Annotated in this window: 19 protein-coding genes; 11 read left to right on the top strand and 8 right to left on the bottom strand. The window is 59.5% G+C overall.

All coding sequences use genetic code 11. The features are described 5' to 3' along the window. Positions 1-228: 228 nt before the first annotated feature. A complete protein-coding gene (locus C4S63_RS08920) occupies positions 229-1,716 on the bottom strand; it encodes a YifB family Mg chelatase-like AAA ATPase (RefSeq protein WP_103917387.1) in 1,488 nt (495 codons plus the stop codon). 205 nt (positions 1,717-1,921) lie between these two features. Continuing rightward, positions 1,922-2,170, bottom strand: a complete 249-nt coding sequence (locus C4S63_RS08915; RefSeq protein ID WP_103917386.1) for an accessory factor UbiK family protein — start codon at positions 2,168-2,170, stop codon at positions 1,922-1,924. A 370-nt stretch (positions 2,171-2,540) separates the two neighbouring features. On the opposite strand from C4S63_RS08915, the gene glnK reads away from it, so the two are divergent. The 3 genes from glnK to C4S63_RS08900 all read left to right on the top strand — a co-directional run bounded on the left by glnK (position 2,541) and on the right by C4S63_RS08900 (position 5,666). Next, positions 2,541-2,879, top strand: coding sequence for a P-II family nitrogen regulator (gene glnK, locus C4S63_RS08910; RefSeq protein WP_062814825.1), 339 nt, complete (start codon positions 2,541-2,543; stop codon positions 2,877-2,879). Between the two features lie 72 nt (positions 2,880-2,951). Then, the gene (locus tag C4S63_RS08905) at positions 2,952-4,211 is read left to right on the top strand and encodes an ammonium transporter (RefSeq protein ID WP_063510159.1); all 1,260 of its coding nucleotides are present in this window, start codon (positions 2,952-2,954) and stop codon (positions 4,209-4,211) included. A gap of 255 nt (positions 4,212-4,466) precedes the next feature. Then, positions 4,467-5,666: a class I SAM-dependent rRNA methyltransferase gene (locus C4S63_RS08900; RefSeq protein WP_103917385.1), complete on the top strand. Its 1,200-nt coding sequence runs from the start codon at positions 4,467-4,469 to the stop codon at positions 5,664-5,666. Positions 5,667-5,786: 120 nt separating this feature from the next. Here the strand turns inward: C4S63_RS08900 and C4S63_RS08895 are convergent, their stop codons facing one another. Both C4S63_RS08895 and C4S63_RS08890 read right to left on the bottom strand, forming a co-directional pair. Beyond that, positions 5,787-6,752: a nitronate monooxygenase family protein gene (locus C4S63_RS08895; RefSeq protein ID WP_062814822.1), complete on the bottom strand. Its 966-nt coding sequence runs from the start codon at positions 6,750-6,752 to the stop codon at positions 5,787-5,789. Positions 6,753-6,845: 93 nt separating this feature from the next. Further along, positions 6,846-7,463 (bottom strand): TetR/AcrR family transcriptional regulator, encoded by a 618-nt coding sequence (locus C4S63_RS08890; protein ID WP_062814821.1) that lies wholly within the window; start codon positions 7,461-7,463, stop codon positions 6,846-6,848. 163 nt (positions 7,464-7,626) lie between these two features. Here C4S63_RS08890 and creB point away from each other — a divergent pair, with 163 nt between their 5' ends. From creB to C4S63_RS08865, 5 genes are all read left to right on the top strand, one after another. Further along, positions 7,627-8,298 carry a two-component system response regulator CreB gene (gene creB / locus C4S63_RS08885; RefSeq protein ID WP_103917465.1) on the top strand — a complete coding sequence of 224 codons (672 nt, stop codon included), beginning with the start codon at positions 7,627-7,629 and terminating at the stop codon, positions 8,296-8,298. Next, positions 8,295-9,704, top strand: coding sequence for a two-component system sensor histidine kinase CreC (gene creC, locus C4S63_RS08880; RefSeq protein WP_103917384.1), 1,410 nt, complete (start codon positions 8,295-8,297; stop codon positions 9,702-9,704). The genes creB and creC overlap by 4 nt, the downstream gene beginning before the upstream one ends. Positions 9,705-10,011: 307 nt before the next feature. Continuing rightward, positions 10,012-11,379, top strand: a complete 1,368-nt coding sequence (gene creD / locus C4S63_RS08875) for a cell envelope integrity protein CreD (RefSeq protein ID WP_103917383.1) — start codon at positions 10,012-10,014, stop codon at positions 11,377-11,379. Beyond that, entirely contained in the window at positions 11,369-11,650 is a 282-nt protein-coding gene (locus tag C4S63_RS08870) for a tetratricopeptide repeat protein (protein WP_103917382.1), read from the top strand. The genes creD and C4S63_RS08870 overlap by 11 nt, the downstream gene beginning before the upstream one ends. Before the next feature lie 125 nt (positions 11,651-11,775). Then, entirely contained in the window at positions 11,776-12,450 is a 675-nt protein-coding gene (locus tag C4S63_RS08865; protein WP_063510154.1) for an outer membrane beta-barrel protein, read from the top strand. 182 nt (positions 12,451-12,632) lie between these two features. On the opposite strand, the gene C4S63_RS08860 is transcribed toward C4S63_RS08865, so the two are convergent. Beyond that, positions 12,633-13,274, bottom strand: coding sequence for a TetR/AcrR family transcriptional regulator (locus tag C4S63_RS08860; protein WP_103917381.1), 642 nt, complete (start codon positions 13,272-13,274; stop codon positions 12,633-12,635). 132 nt (positions 13,275-13,406) lie between these two features. Between C4S63_RS08860 and C4S63_RS08855 the strand changes: the two genes are divergently transcribed. Then, positions 13,407-14,561 (top strand): efflux RND transporter periplasmic adaptor subunit, encoded by a 1,155-nt coding sequence (locus C4S63_RS08855; RefSeq protein ID WP_103917380.1) that lies wholly within the window; start codon positions 13,407-13,409, stop codon positions 14,559-14,561. Positions 14,562-14,572: 11 nt separating this feature from the next. After that, positions 14,573-17,650, top strand: coding sequence for an efflux RND transporter permease subunit (locus C4S63_RS08850; protein WP_103917379.1), 3,078 nt, complete (start codon positions 14,573-14,575; stop codon positions 17,648-17,650). Between the two features lie 259 nt (positions 17,651-17,909). Here the strand turns inward: C4S63_RS08850 and C4S63_RS08845 are convergent, their stop codons facing one another. After that, positions 17,910-18,383, bottom strand: coding sequence for a hypothetical protein (locus tag C4S63_RS08845; protein ID WP_103917378.1), 474 nt, complete (start codon positions 18,381-18,383; stop codon positions 17,910-17,912). Positions 18,384-18,460: 77 nt separating this feature from the next. Here C4S63_RS08845 and C4S63_RS08840 point away from each other — a divergent pair, with 77 nt between their 5' ends. After that, positions 18,461-19,474 carry a transporter substrate-binding domain-containing protein gene (locus C4S63_RS08840; RefSeq protein WP_197461838.1) on the top strand — a complete coding sequence of 338 codons (1,014 nt, stop codon included), beginning with the start codon at positions 18,461-18,463 and terminating at the stop codon, positions 19,472-19,474. Between the two features lie 25 nt (positions 19,475-19,499). On the opposite strand, the gene C4S63_RS08835 is transcribed toward C4S63_RS08840, so the two are convergent. Then, positions 19,500-20,183: a hypothetical protein gene (locus C4S63_RS08835; protein WP_062814812.1), complete on the bottom strand. Its 684-nt coding sequence runs from the start codon at positions 20,181-20,183 to the stop codon at positions 19,500-19,502. Further along, positions 20,173-21,630, bottom strand: coding sequence for an ATP-binding protein (locus tag C4S63_RS08830; RefSeq protein WP_062814811.1), 1,458 nt, complete (start codon positions 21,628-21,630; stop codon positions 20,173-20,175). Before C4S63_RS08830 ends, C4S63_RS08835 begins: the two co-directional genes overlap by 11 nt. Between the last annotated feature and the right edge of the window lie 22 nt (positions 21,631-21,652).

Raw genomic sequence — 21,652 nt, 5'->3', positions numbered from 1 at the left:
GGCGGCCGTCGTTAACAATAAAAAAGGCGCACTCCTGTGGGGGAAGTTGCGTGGTTGCCATTTAACGGGTTGTGGGGAAATGCATCATGCTGGATCAATACACTAGACAGCTTTATCTGGAGAGGCTTTTTAGGGGGGTGCTTATCATCGTGCCCCTGTCATTGCTGGCCGTGCTGGTGGCGATCCTGATCGCCGGCTGACCCGGCGTCAGGAGCCGGAGTCGGCTCATTAGGTGTCGGCGACGGATTGCCGGTAGCTGAGGGCTTCGCGCAGGTGATCCCGGTCGACGGTGTCGGTGCCGGCCAGATCGGCGATGGTGCGCGCCACCCGGGCACTGCGATGCAGGGCCCGGGCAGACAAGCCCATGCGGGTCATGACATTGGCCAGCCAGTCCCGGTGGGGGCGCAGCAACGGGTCCAGGTCATCGCTGCCCAGTTCCCGGTTCAGGCGTTGCTGACGTCGCCATTGCCGTTGCCAGGCGTCGCGGACCCGGGCGCGAACCATGTCGCTGGTTTCTCCCTGCCGGTCCCCCAGCAGCTCCTTTGCTTCCACGGCGGGCACGTCCAGATGCAGGTCAATGCGGTCCAGTAACGGACCGGACAGTTTGTTCTGGTAACGCTTTGCCTTGTCGCACCGATAGCCACAGCCCTTTTCCGGGTCACCCAGATACCCGCAGGGGCAGGGGTTCATGGCGGCGATCAATTGAAAGCGGGCGGGGAAGGTCAGTTGTTGGGCGGCACGGGCGATACTCACCTCGCCGGTTTCCAGCGGTTCCCGTAATACCTCCAGCACCCGTCGATCAAATTCCGGCAATTCATCAAGAAACAGGATGCCGTGGTGTGCCAGGGAAATCTCCCCGGGCCGCGGGTGGCTGCCCCCGCCCACCAGGGCCGTGGCGGATGCGGTGTGGTGAGGGGCCCGGTAGGGGCGTTGATGAAACTGGTCGGCCGGACGCGGCTGCTTCAGCGAATGGATGGCCGCCACTTCCAGGGCCTGTTTCGGGTGCAAGGGAGGCACCAGGCCAGGCAGGCGGGAGGCCAACATGCTCTTGCCCGCTCCCGGAGGGCCGCTAAGCAGCAGGGAATGCCCACCAGCGGCGGCAATTTCCAGTATCCGTTTGGCAGCCGCCTGGCCGCGGATTTCCGACAGGCAGGCGCCCTGGAACGTGTTGGCTTTGGGGGCGGGGTGCGCGTGCTGTGACAGCAGGCTCTGGCCGGTCAGGTGGGCGGCCACCTGGGCCAACCGGTCACCGGCGACGGTAACGGCGCCGGCCAGTGCCGCCTCGTCGGCATTGTCGCGGGGAACAATCAGGGTGCGGCCGGTATGTTGGCAGGCCAGGGCACAGGGCAGCATGCCGGGGACCTGGCTCAGGGCGCCATTCAGCGCCAGTTCCCCGATGAATTCGTACTGGTTGCCGTCCAGCTTTCCGAGCTGACCGCTGGCCAGCAGGATGCCCAGGGCAATGGGAAGATCAAAACGACCGCCGTCCTTGGGCAGATCCGCCGGGGCCAGGCTGACGGTAATGCGCCGTTGGGGAAACTCAAAACCACTATTGACCAGCGCCGAGCGTACCCGGTCCCGGCTTTCCCGCACAGCGGTGTCGCCCATGCCGACAATGGTGAAGGCGGGCAGGCCCGGCGCCAGATGAGTCTCCACCCGCACTTCCCGGGCCTGGATTCCGAGCGGGGCGCGGCTGTAGAGCAATGCGTGCGTCACGGTTCCTCGCAGAATTCAGGGGTTGCGAGGCAGTGTACGGGGAGGAGGTGGCGGTACGTGTGCGAGGTTGGCGGCGGCAGATGTAGGAAATCGGACTTTCTGTAGAGGCTATGCTTGCATGGCGAACAACGGCAATCGCGAGCAGCTTCGCATGTCGTAGATCCCCTGGGGGGCAAGCATAGCTCCTACGGGAAAATACCGGGCGTCAGGCGTCCGGGTTTTTCTCCAGCTCTGCCACCTGTTTCTCAAGGGCTTCCAGCTTTTCCCGGGTGCGCATCAATACCTGCTGCTGAATATCGAACTCTTCCCGGGTGATCAGGTCTAGCCGGCTGACGGCCTCTGCCAGTACGCTGCGCACATTTCGCTCCACCTCGCTGCGCAGGCCGCCCAGATCGGTGGGCAGGCGCCCGCTGATGTCGGCCATCAGGCGGTCGATAAAGGGTTGGTCGCGCATCTCGAATCTCCATCGGGGGCAGGACCCATGGTTGGCCAGGGCCGCTGGCAATGCGGTCTGTGGCGATGGTCCTTGTATTGGTGGACGGATGGTAGCACGGTGTCCGGGGGCGCGGCACCGGCGGTGCAGGGCAGAGGCGATGCACCAAGTTGGAACTCGCCCCAAGGTGGTGCGCTATAATGGCGCGCCGAACCGATTCCTTGAATCGGAATCGGTGTGTAACTCCCTGAAAATGTATGACTTTCTAAATCTGGCATGGGTCGTGCACTTGTAGGGTCAGAGCGTTCGAGCAAACTGTGGATCGGGAACCATAACGGGGCTCGAAGTGAAACGGACGACACCGGACGCGGTGAAAGCTGAGGAGAATGAAATGAAACTGGTTACTGCCGTAATTAAGCCGTTCAAATTGGATGACGTGCGTGAAGCACTCTCCGAGATCGGCGTACAGGGCATCACCGTTACCGAGGTGAAAGGCTTTGGACGCCAGAAAGGTCACACCGAGCTGTACCGGGGTGCCGAGTATGTGGTGGATTTTCTGCCCAAGGTAAAAATCGAGGTGGCCATCGCCGAATCCTCTCTGGATCAGGTGATTGAAGCCATCGCGAAAGCTGCCAATACCGGCAAGATTGGTGACGGCAAGATCTTCGTTACCACCCTGGAGCAAGCCATTCGTATCCGTACCGGTGAGACCGGTGAGGACGCGATTTAAAGTTTTACCGTGTTGTAAATCGACCCATGCCAGGGTTTAGAGAACACGCTTCCATTTTCGGAGGGTTGCATTGTGGAAAATCAAATTTTTGAACTTCAGTACGCCATGGACACCTTTTATTTTCTGGTGTGTGGCGCATTGGTAATGTGGATGGCTGCCGGTTTTGCCATGCTGGAAGCCGGTCTGGTGCGTGCGAAAAACACCACCGAAATTCTCACCAAAAACGTGGCGCTGTTTGCCATTAGCTGCATCATGTACCTGGTGTGTGGTTACGCCATCATGTACGGCGGCGGCATCTTCCTGGACGGTATCGAAGCCTTCGATCTGGCCGGTGTGCTGAGTGCCTCTGCGGAGAACGGTTTCGACGGTGATTCCGTCTACTCCGGTGCCTCTGACTTCTTCTTCCAGGTGGTGTTCGTGGCGACTGCCATGTCCATTGTCTCCGGTGCGGTTGCCGAGCGCATGAAGCTGTGGGCCTTCCTGGTCTTTGCAGTATTCATGACCGGTGTGATCTACCCGCTGGAAGGTTCCTGGACCTGGGGTGGTGCCGACGTGTTTGGCATGTACAACCTGGGCGACCTGGGCTTCTCTGACTTCGCCGGTTCCGGCATCGTTCACATGGCCGGTGCTGCTGCTGCCCTGGCGGGTGTACTGCTGCTGGGTGCCCGTAAAGGCAAGTACGGTCCTAACGGTGAAGTGCACGCTATCCCCGGTGCCAACCTGCCGCTGGCGACCCTGGGTACCTTCATCCTGTGGATGGGCTGGTTCGGCTTCAATGGCGGTTCCGTACTGAAGCTGGGTGATGCTGCTAACGCACACTCTGTGGCCATGGTGTTCCTGAACACCAACGCTGCCGCCGCTGGTGGTGCTGTTGCTGCCCTGATCGTTGGCCGCATCCTGTTCGGCAAGGCTGACCTGACCATGCTGCTCAACGGTGCGCTTGCCGGTCTGGTTGCCATCACTGCCGAGCCGTCTACCCCGACTCCGCTGCTGGCTACCCTGTTCGGTGCCGCTGGTGGTGTGCTGGTAGTGTTCAGCATCCTGACTCTGGACAAGCTGAAGATCGACGATCCGGTGGGTGCTATCTCCGTCCACGGTGTGGTGGGTCTGCTGGGTCTGCTGCTGGTACCGGTTACCAACGCTGATGTGTCCTTCTCCGGCCAGATCATCGGTGCCGCTACCATCTTCATCTGGGTATTCGTGGCCAGCCTGATCGTCTGGGGCATCCTGAAAGCCGTCATGGGCATCCGGGTTTCCGAGGAAGACGAGTACGAAGGCATGGACATCGCCGACTGCGGCATGGAAGCCTACCCGGAATTCGTGAAAGGTTAATCCTTCACAACGACTTCCTTGAAATGACAGGGCGCCTTCGGGCGCCCTTTTTTTGTTTTCAAAAAAGGGTCGCGGAGCGTTTGCAGGGCGAGAAAGGTCGATTAGGCGTTACGAGGTACGAAGAGCGAGTCACGAAAGCAAAGCCCTGCGTCCGCGAAAGCCAGGTTTTCGCTCCTCGCTCCTCGAGACTCGTATCAGAGGCGTTTGTCCCCTGTGCTATGATGCCCCCTTTTCCGCCAGCTGCCTGCCGACACCATGACCGAAACCACTGTTATCCGCCTACGCAAGAATGAAGAGCGCCGCCTCAAGGCCGGCCATCTGTGGGTCTATGCCAACGAGATCGACACCCGCCATACCTCGCTGCGGGATCTGCCCGCCGGCGTTGCCTGTGTGGTGGAAGACAGCCGCGGCAAACCGCTGGGCCGGGCCCTGCTCAGTCCTCATTCACTGATTGCTGCCCGTCTTTACAGTCGGGATGTGAAGCAGGAGCTGTCGCGCAGCTTCTTCAAGAAGCGCATCGAACAGGCTCTGGCCCTGCGCGAAACGCTGTTCGAGGAACCCAGCTACCGGTTGATCTTTGGTGAAGGCGACGGCCTGCCCGGTCTGGTGGTGGATCGTTTCGGTGATGTACTGGTAGTGCAGACCGGTTCCGGTGCCATGGAAGCGCATCTGGATACCATTGTCAGTGCCCTGGATGCGGTACTCAGCCCCACGCATATCATTGCCAAAAACGAAGCGGCGGCCCGGGAAATCGAGGGCATGGAGCGCTACACCAAGGCATTGAAAGGGGATCTGGTTGACGAAGTGTCGCTCACCGAAAACGGCGCTCACTTTGTGGCACCGTTGGCGGAAGGACAGAAAACAGGCTGGTTCTATGATCACCGCAGTGCCCGCCAGGCCATGGCGCCATTGGCCAGGGGAGCGCGGGTGCTGGACGTGTTTTCCTACTGCGGCGGCTGGGGTGTGCAGGCAGCACTGGCAGGAGCCGAATCCGTGACCTGTGTGGACGCCTCGGAAACTGCCACCGACTATGTGCACCGCAATGCCGAGCTGAACGGGGTGGCGGACAAGGTGGGCAGCATCCAGGGCGATGCCTTTGCCGCCATGAAGCAGCTGATCGCCGATGGCGAAAAGTATGATCTTGTGGTGCTGGATCCGCCGGCCTTCGTGAAACGCAAAAAGGATTTCAAGAATGGCCTGGCCGGCTATCACGCCATCAACGAGCTGGCCCTGCGCCTGATCAAGCCGGGCGGCTACCTGATCTCGGCCTCCTGCTCCATGCACATGCCGGCGGACCGTTTGCTGGAAGTAATCCACAGCAGTGCTCGTCACATTGACCGCAGTGTGCAGGTGATCGGTTATCAGGGGCAGGGGCCGGACCATCCGGTGCACCCGGCCATTGTGGAAACCTCCTACCTGAAAAGCTGGTTCTGCCGGATCAATTTCAGTCTGTAACGGGTGGTTTCTGCGGTGCCTGTCAGGATGAATGCCAGCCACGTGACGCTCAGGCTGGTTGATTAAACGAAAAAGACTCGCCCGGAAACCGGGCGAGTCTTTTTGTTTTCGGGCAAGAGTCTACCCGGCGAAAAGCGCCTGTTTCGCCGCAGCATATTCTTCGGCGAGACGGGCCACCATATCGCCAGTCCTTTCCACCGCGTCGATGGCACCAATCCCCTGACCGCAACCCCAGATATCCTTCCAGGCTTTCTTGTCGGTGTTGCCACCAGAGCCGAAGTTCATGGCGGAGGGATCACTTTCCGGAAGATTGTTCGGGTCCATGCCGGCGTTGATGATGGAGGGCGCCAGGTAATTGCCGTGCACACCGGTGAACAGGTTGCTGTAGACGATGTCTTCCGCGCGGCTGTCCACAATCATCTGCTTGTAGCCCTGGGCGGCGTTGGCTTCTTCGGTGGCGATGAACATGGAGCCGATGTAGGCCAGGTCGGCGCCCATGGCCTGGGCGGCGAGCACGCTGCGGCCATTGGCGATGGAGCCGGACAGGGCCAGCGGGCCGTCGAACCAGGTGCGCAGTTCCTGAATCAGGGCAAAGGGAGACAGGGTGCCGGCGTGGCCTCCGGCACCGGCGGCCACGGCGATCAGGCCGTCGGCGCCTTTTTCGATGGCCTTGCGACCGAACCGGTCATTGATCACATCGTGCATTACCATTCCGCCCCAGCCGTGAACCGCCTGGTTCACTTCCACGCGGGCGCCCAGCGAGGTAATCACCATCGGCACTTTGTATTTCTCGCACAGCTCCAGATCCTTCTCCAGCCGGTCGTTGGAGCGGTGCACGATCTGATTGACGGCAAAGGGCGCGGCGGGCTGGTCTGGATGATCCCGGTCCCAGGCAGCCAATTCCTCGGTAATGCGGTGCAGCCACTCGTCCAGTTGCGACAGGGGGCGGGCATTGAGGGAAGGAAAAGAGCCGATGATGCCGGCTTTGCATTGAGCCAGCACCAGATCCGGGTTGGAAATGATGAACAGGGGCGAGCCCATCACGGGCAGGCGCAGGCGATCAGCGATGGAAGAGGGCAGGGACATGATGGGTTCTCCGCTAATTGATTTACCCTGTAAAATTTACACCGTATAAGTTAAAGATCAAGTCCTCTCTGCCCATGGGGCTGAGCGAATCGGTCAGTGCTCCAGAGAGGGGGGGTTAACGCGCATACCCGCATACAGGGTACGCATGATCTTCTCGCGCAGGGTGTCGCCATCCATGCCGCGCAGGCCGCTGGCCAGTTCCAGGACCACGATGCCGTGCAGGGTGGCCCAGAACATGTAGCCGATCAGCTGGGCGTCCCCCTCCAGCAGGCCGGCCTCAATCATCTCACGCACATAGCCCACCATGGTCTCCTGGGCGCGGAGATTGGCTTGACGCAACTCAGGGTAACGTTCTTCGTCGGGTTGCGTGAAAGAAAAGATCAGTTGGTAGGCCGCCGGGTAGGTCTTGGCAAAGGCCACGTAGGCATCCCCCACGGCCCTGGCCTTGGCTCGGGCATCCGGGGCCTGCTGCACTGCCTGCTCCAGGCTGGCGGAAAAGCGGTGGAAGGCTTCCGCGCGCACGGTAGCCAGGATTTCGTCCTTGTCCTGGAAATAACGGTAGGGCGTCATCGGGCTGACCCCAAGCGTGCTGGCGATCTGGCGCATGGTCACATTCTGGGGCCCCCGTTCAATGAACAGCCGGGTAGCCACATCACAGACCCTGTCGCGGAAAGCGGCAATTTCTTCGTCGGTTTTGGGCTTCTTCGCCAAGGGGGATGCTCCGCTGCCAGGGGGTTGAGCTTACAGTGTAAACGAAGAGCGGGCCGTCACCGAAACCCACTTGCCATATGCCGGTTGGGTGAACAGTGACATCCTCCCTTGGGCCGTTCGGACTCTGTGGTTATGATGCCAGTGTCTTGGCAGGGGAATGGCTGTGAGCCGAATCTTGATTGTGGATGATGAGCCGCGCATCGCGGAGCCGCTGATGTTTGCGCTGGAGCGCGAGCATTTCGCGGTGGACCACGTGCCGCTTGGCCAACAGGCTCTGGAGCATCTCGCCAGCCGGGTGTTTGATCTGGTGGTGCTGGACGTGGGGTTGCCGGACCTGAACGGTTTCGACGTACTCAAACAACTACGCCAGTCCAGCCAGGTGCCGGTGCTGTTTCTCACCGCCCGTCAGGATGAAGTGGATCGCATCCTCGGGCTGGAGCTGGGTGGCGACGATTATGTGACCAAACCGTTCAGCCCCCGGGAAGTGGTGGCCCGCATTCGTGCCATTCTCAAACGACTTGCTCCCCACGGGGACGCGTGCGCCACCGACCTGTGGAAGCTGGACGAAGCCGGTGCGCAGATTTTTTTTCGTGGCACCGCGCTGACGTTGACCCGCTCCGAATTCCGCATCCTTTCCGCGCTGCTGAAACATCCCGGGCAGGTTTTTACCCGGTCGCAATTGCTGGATATTTGCGACAGTGATGAAGACAGTTTCGAGCGCAGTGTGGATACCCATATCAAGACCCTGCGTGCCAAGTTGCGACCGCTGGATGGCGAGAGGCTTATCGCCACCCGTCGTGGCATCGGCTACTACCTCGAGAGCCATAGCCAATGAAACTCGGGCAGCGCTTGCTGGTGTTCTATTTCCTGATTCTGGGGGTGGTGAGCTGGTTTGTGCTCGATCTGGTGTTCGGTCAGGCCAAACCACTGGTGCGCCAGTCCGCCGAAGAAACCCTGGTAGATGCGGCCAACCTGCTGGCGGAAATTGTTGCCGAGGATGCGGAGAGCGGCGAGATCGTGATTACCCCGTCACTGCGCCAGGCCCTGAATCGTTATGCCGGGCGTACACCGGATGCGGATATCTGGGGCCTGAAAAAAGACCGTATCCATACCCACATCTATATCACTGGTCCCACCGGTACCGTGTTGTTCGATTCCCGGGGCAAGGATGAAGGTGAGGACTTCTCCCGCTGGAATGATGTGCATCTGACCCTGCAGGGTCGCTACGGGGCACGTACTACCCGCACGGACCCTGAGGACCCGTCTACCTCGGTCATGTATGTGGCCGCCCCGATCCGCCACAGCGGCAGCCTGATCGGGGTCATCAGCCTGGGCAAACCGGGGCGTGCCATCGAGCCTTTTGTGCAACGGGCGGAACGGCATCTGTTGCTGTATGGCGGTGCGGCCCTGTTTGGTTGCCTGCTGCTGGGGGGACTGCTGGCCTGGTGGCTCAGCCGTCGGGTCAATCGCCTGCGAGGCTATGCGGAGGCGGTGGCCAATGATGAGCGCCCGGCGCCGCCGGCATTTCGTGGCAACGATGAGATCCGCGCTCTGGCCGATGCCGTTACGGCCATGCGTCGTCGACTGGAAGAGCGTGCGCGGCTGGAAGATAACGTCAGCCTCCTGACCCATGAAATGAAAAGTCCGCTGGCGGCGATCCGTGGCGCCGGAGAAATTCTCCAGGATGAGATCCGGGATCCGTCACTGATCCGCTTTACCGATAACGTGATTCATGAAAGTCAGCGGCTCAGCGATCTTCTCGATCGGCTGCTGGCCATGGCCAGACTGGAAAAGCTGGAAAGTCTGCCGGACCGCAAGCGTCGCGTCTCAATTTCCCCGTTGGTGGAAGAATGGCAGCGCAGCCGCTATTCGTTATTGGCAGAAAAACAGCTGGATGTGAGTGTCGCCGGCAGCGACCTTCATGCAGAAGCCGATACCCTCAAACTGGCCCTGTTCAACCTGCTCGATAATGCGCTGCGTTTTGCCAGTGCGAGAACCACACTCGGGGTACAGGTGGAAGGCAACGCACTGAGCGTGACAAACATCGGCCCGGCGATACCAGACTATGCGTTGGCGCGCGTTACCGAGCGCTTTTATTCCCTGCCGGCCCCGGGCCATGACAAAAGCTCCGGCCTGGGCCTGGCGATGGTCAACGAAATTGCCACCCTCCACGGCGGCAGCCTGACACTGGCAAACACCGACAACGGCGTCCGCGCCACCCTGACCATCCCCCAGCACTAACATTTCTACAAACCCGCTGTAGGAGCTCCTCTTGAGGTGCGAACCGCGCTTGCGCGGAAACCGCCCGCAGGGCGATCAGGCCTTTCAGATCTCGATAGATCTTTCCAGAATAGATTGCTACCGGATCGGATCTTCCATCGCATTCGGCTTCGCCCCTCAAGAGGGGTTCCAACGACCAAGGTTTGGAGTTTGTTTTTCCTTGTGGCATCTCACTCCTCGCTCCTCGAAACTCGCTTCCCCACACAATCCCCACAAAACCCTCAACCTGGCTTCGCACACTGGTCTCTCCATATGAGGGAGAGGAACCATGCGACCCAACCTGTTATTGAAAATGCTCACTATCGCCGGCCTGCTGATGGTGCTGGTCATCCCCCTGTTGATGATCCAGGACAAGGTCAGCGACCGTAGCCAGGAAGCCTGGCAGGTAAAACAACAGATCGCCCGTCAGGTCAGCGGCGAACAGCAGATCAGTGGCCCGGTGATTGTTACCCAGCGTGTGCGCAAGCAACTGGTGGAAAAGACGGATTGTCGCCGCGGCGACAGCTGCACGGTGGTGGAAAAACGCACCGTACTGGAGAGCCAGATTCCCGATGCCCTGAATGTGGATGGCCAGTTGCAGACGCAGATGCGTTACCGGGGGATCTATGGCACACCGGTCTATCGCAGCCTGTTGCATCTGAAAGCGGTATTTCCTGCCAATTGGCAACAGGTCAAGCAACCGGAACAAGTGGTGCTGTCGCGGCCATCCTTGCTGGTGTTGCAGATCAGCGACCTTCGCGGCCTGGTGGAGCGGCCGCAGATCCTGGTCAACGATGTGCCTCTGGCGCTGGTGGAAACCGAACAATTGCCCGCCGGGCTGGGTGCCAATGCGGTGGCAGTGCAATTGCCGGATGACCTGTCCGGTGCCTTCACTGTCAAGGTGCGGTTAAACCTGAACGGCACCGAATCCCTGGCGGCACTGCCGCTGGCCAAGGAAACCCGCATTGGCCTGCGTGCGGACTGGCCGCACCCGAGTTTTGAGGGGCTGGTATTGCCCGTGGAAAGAGAAATTAACGCGGAAGGCTTCACCAGCCAGTGGCGCACCAATAGCCTGGCGGCGGCCAGCGCCATTCTCTGTGCCCGCGGTGATGGCGCCTGCGGTGACGCTAACCAGGCGCTGCGGGTAAGGCTGGTGCAGCCGGTCACCGGATTGCTTTCCAGCGAACGCGCGCTGAAATACAGCTATCTGATTGTGGGCCTCACCTTTGCCGCCTTTTTTCTGTTTGAAATATTGCGCCGTTACCCATTGCACGCCATGCAATATCTGCTGGTGGGTCTGGCGCTGGCCATGTTCTACCTGCTGCTGGTGGCGCTCAGTGAGCATATCGATTTTGCCCTGGCCTACCTGGCGGCAGCGTTATCGTGTTGTGCGTTGATCGGCGTCTACCTGATGGCGGTACTGCGATCACTCCAGGCGGGGTGGAGTTTTGCGGTCAGTTTGTTACTGGTGCAGGGGCTCATCTACGGCATCCTGATGGCGGAAGATTACGCCTTGCTGTTGGGGGCCCTGTTGTTATTTGCCGCCCTGGCGATGGTGATGCTGGTGACCCGCAACCTGGACTGGTATGCCTTTGCCGTCCCGGGCAAGGCCGTGGCAAAAGCAAAAGCGGCACAGGCGGAACCGAATGAGCCCTAGTCGCATCGTGCGTTTGCTGAAGGCCAGTCGACGCTATCCCTCCCAGCGTCGGGGTTTGCTGGAACGGGCTCTGCGCCTGTGCCAGCAGGCCCTGGCCGCTAACGCCGGGGATCGTGATGCCCTGCTCTGGCTGGGGATTATCTGGTGGCAATTGGGGGCAATCAATCGGGGCAGAGCCATCCTGAACATAGTAAGAGTCGACGAAGGAGACGTTGGCGGTTGCTGGCCGGAAGAGCTCTGTTGGTCAGGCGAAACGGGGAAAGCGATGTGAAACCAACGGTAACCTTGTGGATATTGCGGTTTTTTTACAATTGGGTTACTACTTAATGCGGACCAGGGGAGCCAAGAAAGGCTCAGGAAGGCCTTGGCCCTTTTTTATTAATCAGGGAGAAACCTATGAATAAGAAAACTTCAGTGTTTGCGGTTGCCGCGCTTGCCGGTGCCATCAGCCAGACTGCCATGGCTGAAGCGCCTTCTTTCAATTACGTGCAGTTCGACTATGTTGTATCCGGTGACTCGGAAATCAGCGAGGGTGGCTTGTCTGAGTCGTTTGATCTTCAGCAAGGTTTCGGGCTGCAAGGCGGTTTCGAAATTGGTGACTATGTCATGGTCATGGGGCGCCATATGTCCCTGGACTATGAAGATGACCTGGGTTTTGCATTGGGTGAAGCTGACAATGCCGCGTTTAACGACATGACGTTTATCGGTGTCGGGGCGCATCTGCCGGTGGCAGACATGGTCGACATTTATGGTGCAGTCGGTTTCAGCCGTCCAACGTTCATTGGTTTTGCCGGTGAGGGTTATGGCCTGGAAGTCGGCGCCCGAGCCAACTTCGAAATGGTGACCGCATCACTCTGGTACAACATGGGTGAGACGGATACCAAGGTCGGTACGGACTCCCTGGATATCGATCCGGAATTGCTGGGTCTCGATGTGGCCATCTCCTTTGCCCCGGACGCGCCTGAGCTGGTGCTGGGGTATGTGGATGCGACCCACGAACTCAAGATCGATAACGATAAACTTGATCTGGATTACGATCACTTCTCCATTGGCGTAAGAAAATCCTTCTGATCGCCCTGACACGGGATCCGCTTGCGGATCCCGTTTTTCTTTATTGGCAAAAAACGTTCTTTCGCTATTTCCTGATCGATAACCTGTTTTTAAAAAAGAGGCCGCGCTCCATCCAGGAGTGCGGCCTCTTTGTTTACAGTGTCGAAGTGTTATTCCGCGAATGATCAACTATCCACGGTTAATTATTCACTGCCTTTCCCATAGGCCCGCAAAAACAACTCCACGACCTGTTCCGCATGGGGCTGCGCTTCGCTGGCCGTCATCGGTGGCTGGTAGCCAATCATGACGCGCATATGCTGGCAGCCCTGCAGCAATGCAAAGAAATTTTCCGATGCCTGTTTGGGGTCCGTAACCTCAAGCTGGCCGGCAGCGTTGGCGCTGCGGATCAGGTTTTCCATGGCAGTAAGCGTGCGCTGCGGGCCCGCCTCGAAAAACAGCCGTGACATTTCCGGATCCTGCGTGGCCTGGCTGTTCATCAGCCGTTGCAGTTTGAGCGTATCCGGGCTGTGGATCAGCTCAAGGAAGCCCAGGCCGATCTTGGTGAGGGTGGTGCGCAGGGGCTGATTGCCATCCAGCTCGAAGATCGGCACTGGTAGCATGTTCTGGCATTTCGCCTCGATGGCCGCGGAAAATAACGTTTCCTTGTCGCTGAAATGGCTATAAACCGTCAGTTTGGAAACCCCGGCTTCCTTGGCCACCGCATCCATGCTCGTGCCCGCAAACCCTTGGGAGAGAAAGAGTGTCTCTGCCACATCCAGGATGGCAGCACGTTTGGCCGGATCCTTTGGGCGGCCACGGGCGGCTGGGGTTGAGGTATCAGTCATCGCACTCACATTTCAATACTGGACGGTTTAGTTTAATAAAATTACTATACTCGACAGTATAGCATAAAGGGAAGGCAACCTCGGTGGCTTTCAAGGTAAACACGGGTTAGCAAAGGGTAGAGGGTAGCTGCCATGTTTCGTTCACTGTTGATACCGGGTCTGGTCATCGGAGTCGTTGGGGCTCTCGGCCTGCAGGGCTGTTCCGATACGGAATCCGGCAAAACCGAAGCACCGCGTCCGGCGCTGGTGGTCCAGCCGCTGACCGCCGGAGCCAGCCAGGACGTATTCCCCGGCGAAGTGCGGGCCCGCTACGAACCGGAGCTGGGTTTTCGCATTGCCGGCAAGATCAGCCAGCGCAAGGTGGACGTGGGCGATCGCGTCAGCAAGGGCGATGTGCTGGCCACCCTGGATACCGATGATGTGAACCTGCAGCTGGATGCAGCCCGTGCCCGCTTTGCCTCCGCCCAGGCCGATCACAAGCTGGCCCGCAGCGAGCTGGACCGCCACCAGGCCCTGCTTGAACGTCAAGTCATCAGCCGCTCCCAGTATGACAGTGTGGAAAGCCGCTTCGACGCGGCCGAGGCCCAGCTGCGTCAGGCCCGCGCCAACCTGAATGTGGCCCGCAACCAGACCGACTATGCCACGCTCAAGGCACCCAAGGACGGGGTGATTGCCCAGCGTCTGGCCGAGGCCGGTCAGGTGGTGGCTGCCGGTCAGCCGGTGTTTGTGCTGGCAGTGGATGGCGACCGGGAAGTGCGTATCGATCTGCCGGAGCAGGACGTGGGTCGGTTTGTGATCGGTATGCCGGTGGCCATCGAGCTGTGGTCCCGCAAGGGCAAGGTATTCCCCGGCACCCTGCGGGAATTGTCCCCGTCGGCGGATCCGCGCTCGCGCACCTTCGAGGCCCGGGTGGCTTTCGATAACGACGACGTGGGCGCCGACCTGGGCCAGTCCGCCCGGGTGGTGGCCAGCGGGGCCGCCGGCAATGGTGTGCTTACGCTGCCTCTTGCGGCAGTGACTGCGGAGGGGGAGAAGCGCTATGTGTGGGTGGTAAACCCGGAAGATGCCAGCCTGATCAAAACCCCGGTGGAAACCGGTGCCTATGGGGCGGAAACCATTCCGGTGCTGTCCGGGCTGCGCGCGGACGCCTGGGTGGTGGCGGCAGGGACGCATTTGCTGCGAGAGGGGCAGACGGTGATTCCCGTGGATCGCCAGAACCGGCAGATTGACCTGGCGGCAGCAGACACGCCGGCCCCTGCCGATGATGCCGGGACGGAAAGCGAATAGGGAGCGCCACCATGTCATTCAATCTCTCGGAATGGGCGCTGAAAAACCGCGCCCTGGTGCTCTACGCCATGCTCCTGCTCGGTGCCATGGGGGCCATTTCCTATGCCAACCTGGGGCAGAGCGAAGATCCGCCGTTCACTTTCAAGTTGATGACCATCAATACCCAGTGGCCCGGTGCCAGTGCGGAAGAAGTCTCCCGGCAGATTACCGAGCGAATCGAAAAGAAATTGATGGAAACCGGCGACTTCGAGCGGATCACGTCCTACTCCCGTCCCGGTGAATCCCTGGTCATGTTCATGGCCCGGGACGAAATGCGCTCCAAGGAAATCAAGGATCTCTGGTACCAGGTGCGCAAGAAAGTGGGCGATATCCGTCATACCTTGCCCCGGGATGCACAGGGGCCGTTCTTCAACGATGAATTCGGTACCACCTTCGGCAATATCTATGCGCTGACCGGCCCGGGTTTCGACTACGCCATCATGAAAGACTACGCCGACCGCCTGCAGCTGGCTCTGCAGCGCGTGGAGGACGTGGGCAAGGTGGAGCTGGTCGGGCTGCAGGACGAAAAGATCTGGGTAGAAATTTCCAACACCAAGCTGGCGTCCCTGGGCATTCCCCTGGTCACCGTGCAGCAGGCGTTGCAGTCGCAAAATGCGGTGGCCGACGCCGGCTTTTTTGAAACCCCCAGCAGTAGAGTGCGGCTACGGGTATCCGGGGAATTCACCAGTGTGGACGATATTCGCCAGTTCCCCATCCAGGTGGATAACCGCACCCTCAAGTTGGGTGACATTGCCACCGTTTATCGCGGCTTCAGTGATCCGCCCCAGCCGCGCATGCGCTTTATGGGCGAGAATGCCATCGGCATTGCCGTGTCCATGAAAGACGGTGGAGACATTCTCAAACTGGGTGAAAACCTGGACAAGGCTTTTGCCGAACTGCAGAAGAGCCTGCCGCTGGGCATGGAACTGCGCAAGGTCTCTGATCAGCCGGCAGCGGTGGAAGCCGGGGTCGGCGAGTTCGTACAGGTGCTGATGGAAGCCCTGGTCATCGTGTTGCTGGTGAGTTTTTTCTCACTGGGCTGGCGTACCGGCATGGTGGTGGCGTTGTCCATCCCGCTGGTGCTGGCCATGACGTTCGCGTCCATGAAGTATTTCGATATCGGCCTGCACAAGATTTCCCTGGGGGCACTGGTACTGGCCCTGGGGCTGATGGTGGACGATGCCATCATTGCGGTGGAAATGATGGCCATCAAGATGGAGCAGGGGTTCAGTCGCCTGAAAGCGGCCGGCTTTGCCTGGAAAAGCACGGCGTTTCCCATGCTCACCGGCACCCTGATTACCGCCGCCGGGTTCCTGCCCATTGCCACGGCGGAATCCAGCACCGGTGAATATACCCGCTCGATCTTCCAGGTGGTGACTATTGCCCTGCTGGCTTCCTGGATCGCCGCGGTAGTGTTCGTGCCGTATCTCGGGGAAAAACTGCTGCCCAACCTGGCCAAGCGGGATGCCAGCGGGGATGTGCACGATCCCTATCAGAAACCCTTTTATCAGCGTTTCCGTGGCGTAGTGGAATGGTGCGTGCGTTATCGCAAAACGGTCATTGGTCTGACCGTGGGTATCTTCGTGTTTTCCCTGCTGCTGTTCAGCCTGGTGCCCCAGCAATTCTTCCCGGCGTCCAACCGGCTTGAGTTGATGGTGGACATGAAACTGGAAGAGGGCGCGTCGCTGGCCGCCACCCAGGAGCAGGCCCTGCGTCTGGAAGCCATGTTTGGCGAGAATGAACAGATCGAGAATTACGTGGGCTACATGGGCAGTGGTTCGCCGCGTTTTTACTTGTCGCTGGATCAGAAGTTGCCGGCAGCGTCGGTGGCCCAGTTCGTTATCCTGACCCGCAATATAGAGGATCGGGAACAGGTGCTGAGCTGGCTGGAGGAAACCCTGCGACGGGATTTCCCCACCGTACGCAGCCGTGTGTCGCGGTTGGAAAATGGTCCGCCGGTGGGTTACCCGCTGCAGTTCCGGGTCTCCGGGGAGCACATTCCCCAGGTGCGGGAACTGGCCCGGCGGGTAGCGGCCCAGGTCCGCGATAATCCTTACACCCAGAACGTGCACCTGGACTGGGAAGAGCCCAGCAAGGTGGTGCGCCTGAACGTGGACCAGGACCGGGCCCGGACGCTGGGAATTACCACTGCCGATCTGTCCACGGCCCTGCAGGCATCCCTGTCCGGGGTGGCGGTGAGCCAGTACCGGGAAGATAACGAGCTGATCAATGTGGAAGTGCGCGGCGACAGTCACGAACGCCACGCTCTGGGTTTGCTCGGCAACCTGGCAGTACAAACGCAAAATGGACGCAGTGTGCCCCTGAACCAGATTGCCACCCTGGAGTATGGATTCGAGGAAGGGATTATCTGGCACCGGGATCGACTGCCCACAGTGACCATCCTGGCGGACGTGAAGGGCGATGCCCTGCCGGCCACCCTGGTCAATCAGATCATGCCGCAGCTGGAAGATGTGCGCGCCGACTTGCCGCCGGGCTACCTGCTGGAAGTGGGGGGCACCGTGGAGGAATCCGCCCGCGGGCAGAAATCCGTCAATGCCGGCATGCCGCTGTTCATCCTGGTGGTGATTACCCTGCTGATGCTGCAGCTGCGCAGCATGCCGCTGTCGCTGATGGTGTTTATCACTGCGCCGTTGGGGCTGATCGGGGTGACCTTCTTCCTGCTGATTTTCCAGAAGCCATTCGGGTTTGTGGCCATGCTTGGCACCATCGCGCTGGCGGGCATGATCATGCGGAATGCGGTGATCCTGGTAGACCAGATCGGCCAGGATATGGATCAGGGACTCAGCACCTGGGATGCCATCATCGAATCCACCGTACGCCGTTTCCGCCCCATTGTCCTGACTGCGCTCACTGCGGTACTGGCCATGATCCCGCTGTCACGCAGTGTCTTCTTCGGCCCCATGGCAGTGGCGATCATGGGTGGACTGATCGTGGCAACGGCACTGACTCTGCTGTTCCTGCCGGCCCTCTATGCCGCCTGGTTCCGGGTCAAGGAAGAACACGCCCCCGCCGGGCACAACGAACGCTGATGAAATGCCGGTCATCACCGGCTTCCCCTTGGCCCCGGTTCTTCCGGGGCTTTTTTTTGGCGAAAACGCCCACGGTTTTTGAAAAGGTAGGGTGCACTGAGCCAGGGTTCAAATCCTTCAGAAAGATCCCCTGTAGGAGCGTCGCTCGCGGCGCGATAACCCGGCGCTGGCGAGTTACGAGAAACGAGTTTCGAAAGTCAAAATCTGCAAGTTGCGAAGTCAGGTTTTCGCTCCTCGCTCCTCGTTTCCCGCAACTGGGCTATCGTGGTGCCACCTCGATAGTCAGCGCCTCGCTCCGCCCCTGATGCGCGGCCCTGACACAGCGCAGGCTGAATGTTCCTTCCCGATCAAACCGCCACGGCAACGTCACCGTGCTGCCCGGTTCACTCAGGCGGGTGTTGGGGTAATCCTTGCGCAGATCCGGCATTAATTTATGTATCAGCGCCTGGTCGCGCAGGGCCGCGTCATCGCCCAGGGCAAACAGGTGCCAGTCATCACTGCGGTTTGTCAGGCGTAACCGCACACTGTGTTGATGCGGGATATCCAGGCGGCTTGGGGTCCAGGAATTGTAAAAATTCACGGACACGATGGGGAAATCTGCCGGGTTTCGCAGTGCTGTGCCCGCCGCCATGGGGATCTCGTCTGGCAGAAAGCCATGGGCCCCGCTACCCTGCGATAGAGACAGCGTGCCGGCCAGCAGTAAAACAACAGGGTATTTCAGTCGGTCAGGCATGGCATCGTGAATGAAGTGGAGGGATCTCTGTGAGAATAAGAATACGTGTTTTGTTGATGGCGTGCCTGTGCGCGTGGATGGCGTCGGCCAGTGCCGCTCCCCTCACCGTGGCCGTGAAGGCCTCACCGCCGTTCAGCTTTCAGAATGGGGATCGCTGGGATGGTGTGAGCGTGGAGCTATGGGAGCAGGTTGCTAAAAACGCGGGTTATGAGTATCGCTTCCGCCCCTATAAAACCGTGGCGGAAATGCTGACGGCGGTGGAACTGGGCCAGGCGGACGTGGCCATCGGTGCCATCAGTGTCACCGCCGACCGGGAGCGGCGTCTGGATTTTACCCAGCCCATGTATCGCGCCGGCTTGGGCATTGCCACCCGCACCGAAGCCAGCGGCTGGATGGCGACCCTGCACGGCCTGTTTTCCTGGAAGTTTTTCTCCGCCGTGCTGGCCCTGGGCCTGGTGTTGCTGCTGGTGGGGTTGCTGGTGTGGCTGTTCGAGCGCAAGAAGAACCCGGAGCAGTTTGGCGGCTCCGCCGGCCAGGGGATCGGCAGCGGCTTTTGGTGGTCCGCAGTGACCATGACCACCGTGGGCTATGGTGACAAGGCACCGGTCAGCGCCGGTGGCCGGGTCGTCGGCCTAGTGTGGATGTTTGTCAGCATCATTACCATTTCCGGTTTCACCGCCGCCATTGCCTCCAGTGTTACCGTTAATCAGTTACAGACCCGGGTGGCCGGGGCCGGGGATCTGCCCAGAGTGGAAACCGCCGTGGTGGAGGCCACCAGTGGTGAGCAATGGCTGGTGGGCGAAGGGCTCAACTACCGGACCTATCCGAATCTGGAGAAAGCCATGCGTGCGGTGGTGCTCGGTGAGGTGGATGCCTTGGTATCGGATGCCCCGGTAATGCGCTACATGCTGCGCGAGCGTGAGGCTTCCCAGGTGCTGGTGTTGCCCAAGCTGGTCCGGGAAGAAAGCTATGCATTTGCCGTGGCCAATGGCAGCCAGCTCCGTGAGCCTATCGACCAGGCCATGCTCGAAATTCTCCCTTCCGAGGAATGGCGCAAGGTACTGAACCGCTACCTGGGTGCCGACCAGTAGCCTCTGACCTCATCCCTCACAGGCCTCAGGCGTCGCTGTCATTGCCAAACAGCGGCGCCAGACTGGCCAGTTCTTCTTCCAGATTCCAGTGCATTTCCCGTGCGGTGACATTCAGCAGCACCAGCGCATTGATGGGGGCATCGGAGGTGCGCTTGCCGCGCAGACGCCGCGTAAAGCAGCGGTTCAATTCATTGAGCGCCGCATAGCGTGCATTCAGTTCTGCCAATGGGTCCTGGCTATCCAGGCGATCCGCCATATGCTGTTGCAGCAGGAAGAGGCTGGCGGAACGCACCAGGGTTTCACTGGCGCTGCTGAGGGGCAGATGGAACCGGGCCATGGGCCGCAGGAAGCGGGTATGGGGGCAGTCACTGAGAGCGCAGATCAAACCGAACAGTGAACTTAACGCCCGCTGCAGCGTGGTGGTCTGCCGGTACTGACGCTGCGGGGTGTCCACTTCCACGGTAACAGTCTGAAACGAGTCACCCAGCGCGGATTCCGGCAACAGAAAAGCCAGATTGAGGGCGATGGGGCAGTAGCGATGTGTCTCCTTGTTCAACGGGCAGTGGCTGCACTGATGATAAGTCAGCGCTGCCCAGGCCGGCGGCGAGAAACGGTCGGGGATGGCGATGGCATCATCGACAAGCTCGATGGGAATGCGTTGTTGAACGCCTTCCGGTGTGGTGAGGGTGTACACATAATCAGGCGGCATGGACGTTGTCAGACTGCTTCAACGGCAGCTTGATGATGAAGGTAGTGCCCGTGCCAGGTGTGCTTTCCACAGTCATGATGCCGCCATGGTGGCGAATGATGTCATGACAGATCGACAGGCCGAGCCCGGTCCCCTTGCCGATGGGCTTGGTGGTGTAGAAAGGTTCGAAGATCTGTTCCAGATGCTCGCCCGGAATCCCGGGTCCGTCATCGGTAACCGTCAGTGTGCACCACGCGTCATCACAGTCCGCGGCAATGGTGATGGTGCCTTTACCCTCAATGGCCTGTGCCGCGTTGACGAACAAATTCATGAACACCTGGGAAAGCTGACTCTCCGAGCCGGGAATCAGTGGCAGGGATTCCAGATTGGCGTGGCTGACATGAATGCGGTTTTTCAGTTCATGCTTGGCCAGGTTCAGTGACGTGGCGATGCAGGTGGCGATGTTGGTCGGAGAGAAGTGTTCCGGCTGATTGTGAGAGAAGTTTTTCAGATCGCGGATAATTTGTTTGATGCGCTCAATGCCCTCGCTGGTTTCGTCAATCAGCGCCGGGTGGTCTTCCAGGATAAAGCGCAGTTTTTTTGCCTCGATCTTCAGGCCCGCCTCGGATTGCAGAAATTGCTCAAATTTTTCTGCGCTGATGCGCTTTTGCAATCCGGTGATCACCTTCGACATGGTGTCCAGGTATTCCCGGGAACGGTTCAGATTGGAAGACAGCATGGCAATCGGATTGTTGATCTCGTGGGCGATGCCCGCGGAGATCGTGCCAAGCGACGCCATTTTTTCCGAGTGCAGCAGCATGGTTTCCACATGGCTGAGTTTCTGGTCTTTCTCTTTCACTTCCTGAATCAGTTGATTGTTCTCGGTTTTGATATCGGTAATGTCCGTACCAAAATAGATAAAACCGTCATCCTCGTCGGAAATATAGGAAAGCGGAAACAGGAACATGTTCATCCAGTAAAGGCTGCCATCTTCCCGCTGGTTGCAGACTTCCCCATTCCAGACTCCGGACGCCGCATGCTTGCATTGCATCATGGGCAGGCCGCTGTCCTGGCTGTCCGGGTGATGGATGCTTTCGTGTTGACCGATCAACTGGGAAAAGGCGTGACCGCTGAGAGACAGAAACTTGCCGTTGGCAAAGGTAATGGTGCCCCGGTTATCCGTGGTCAGCACACAGTATTCATCGATGATCCGCGCCAGGGGGCCGAGCAGGGTCTTGTTGAGTTTGTACTCATCCGCATTCACTTCGATCAAATGCAGCTTGCGTCCGAAACGGTTATCCGTCAGGGACGCAAACTCCGACAACTTGGCTTCCACATTGATGGACGTCCGGTAGGTCTTGTAGAGAAAGAAGATGATGATCAGAAGAATAACGGTGGAAGACACCAGGAAAAGGCCCTGTGCTTCCATGCCGAAGCCGATATCGGCTTTGCCAAGAATGCTTTCCATGAAACGTGTCGTCCTGTATTCG

The sequence above is a fragment of the Alcanivorax sp. DSM 26293 genome (assembly GCF_900107995.1).
GTDB lineage: Bacteria > Pseudomonadota > Gammaproteobacteria > Pseudomonadales > Alcanivoracaceae > Alcanivorax.
The sequence above is the reverse complement of the archived record's forward strand: the minus strand, read 5'-3'. Positions and strand labels throughout refer to the sequence as shown.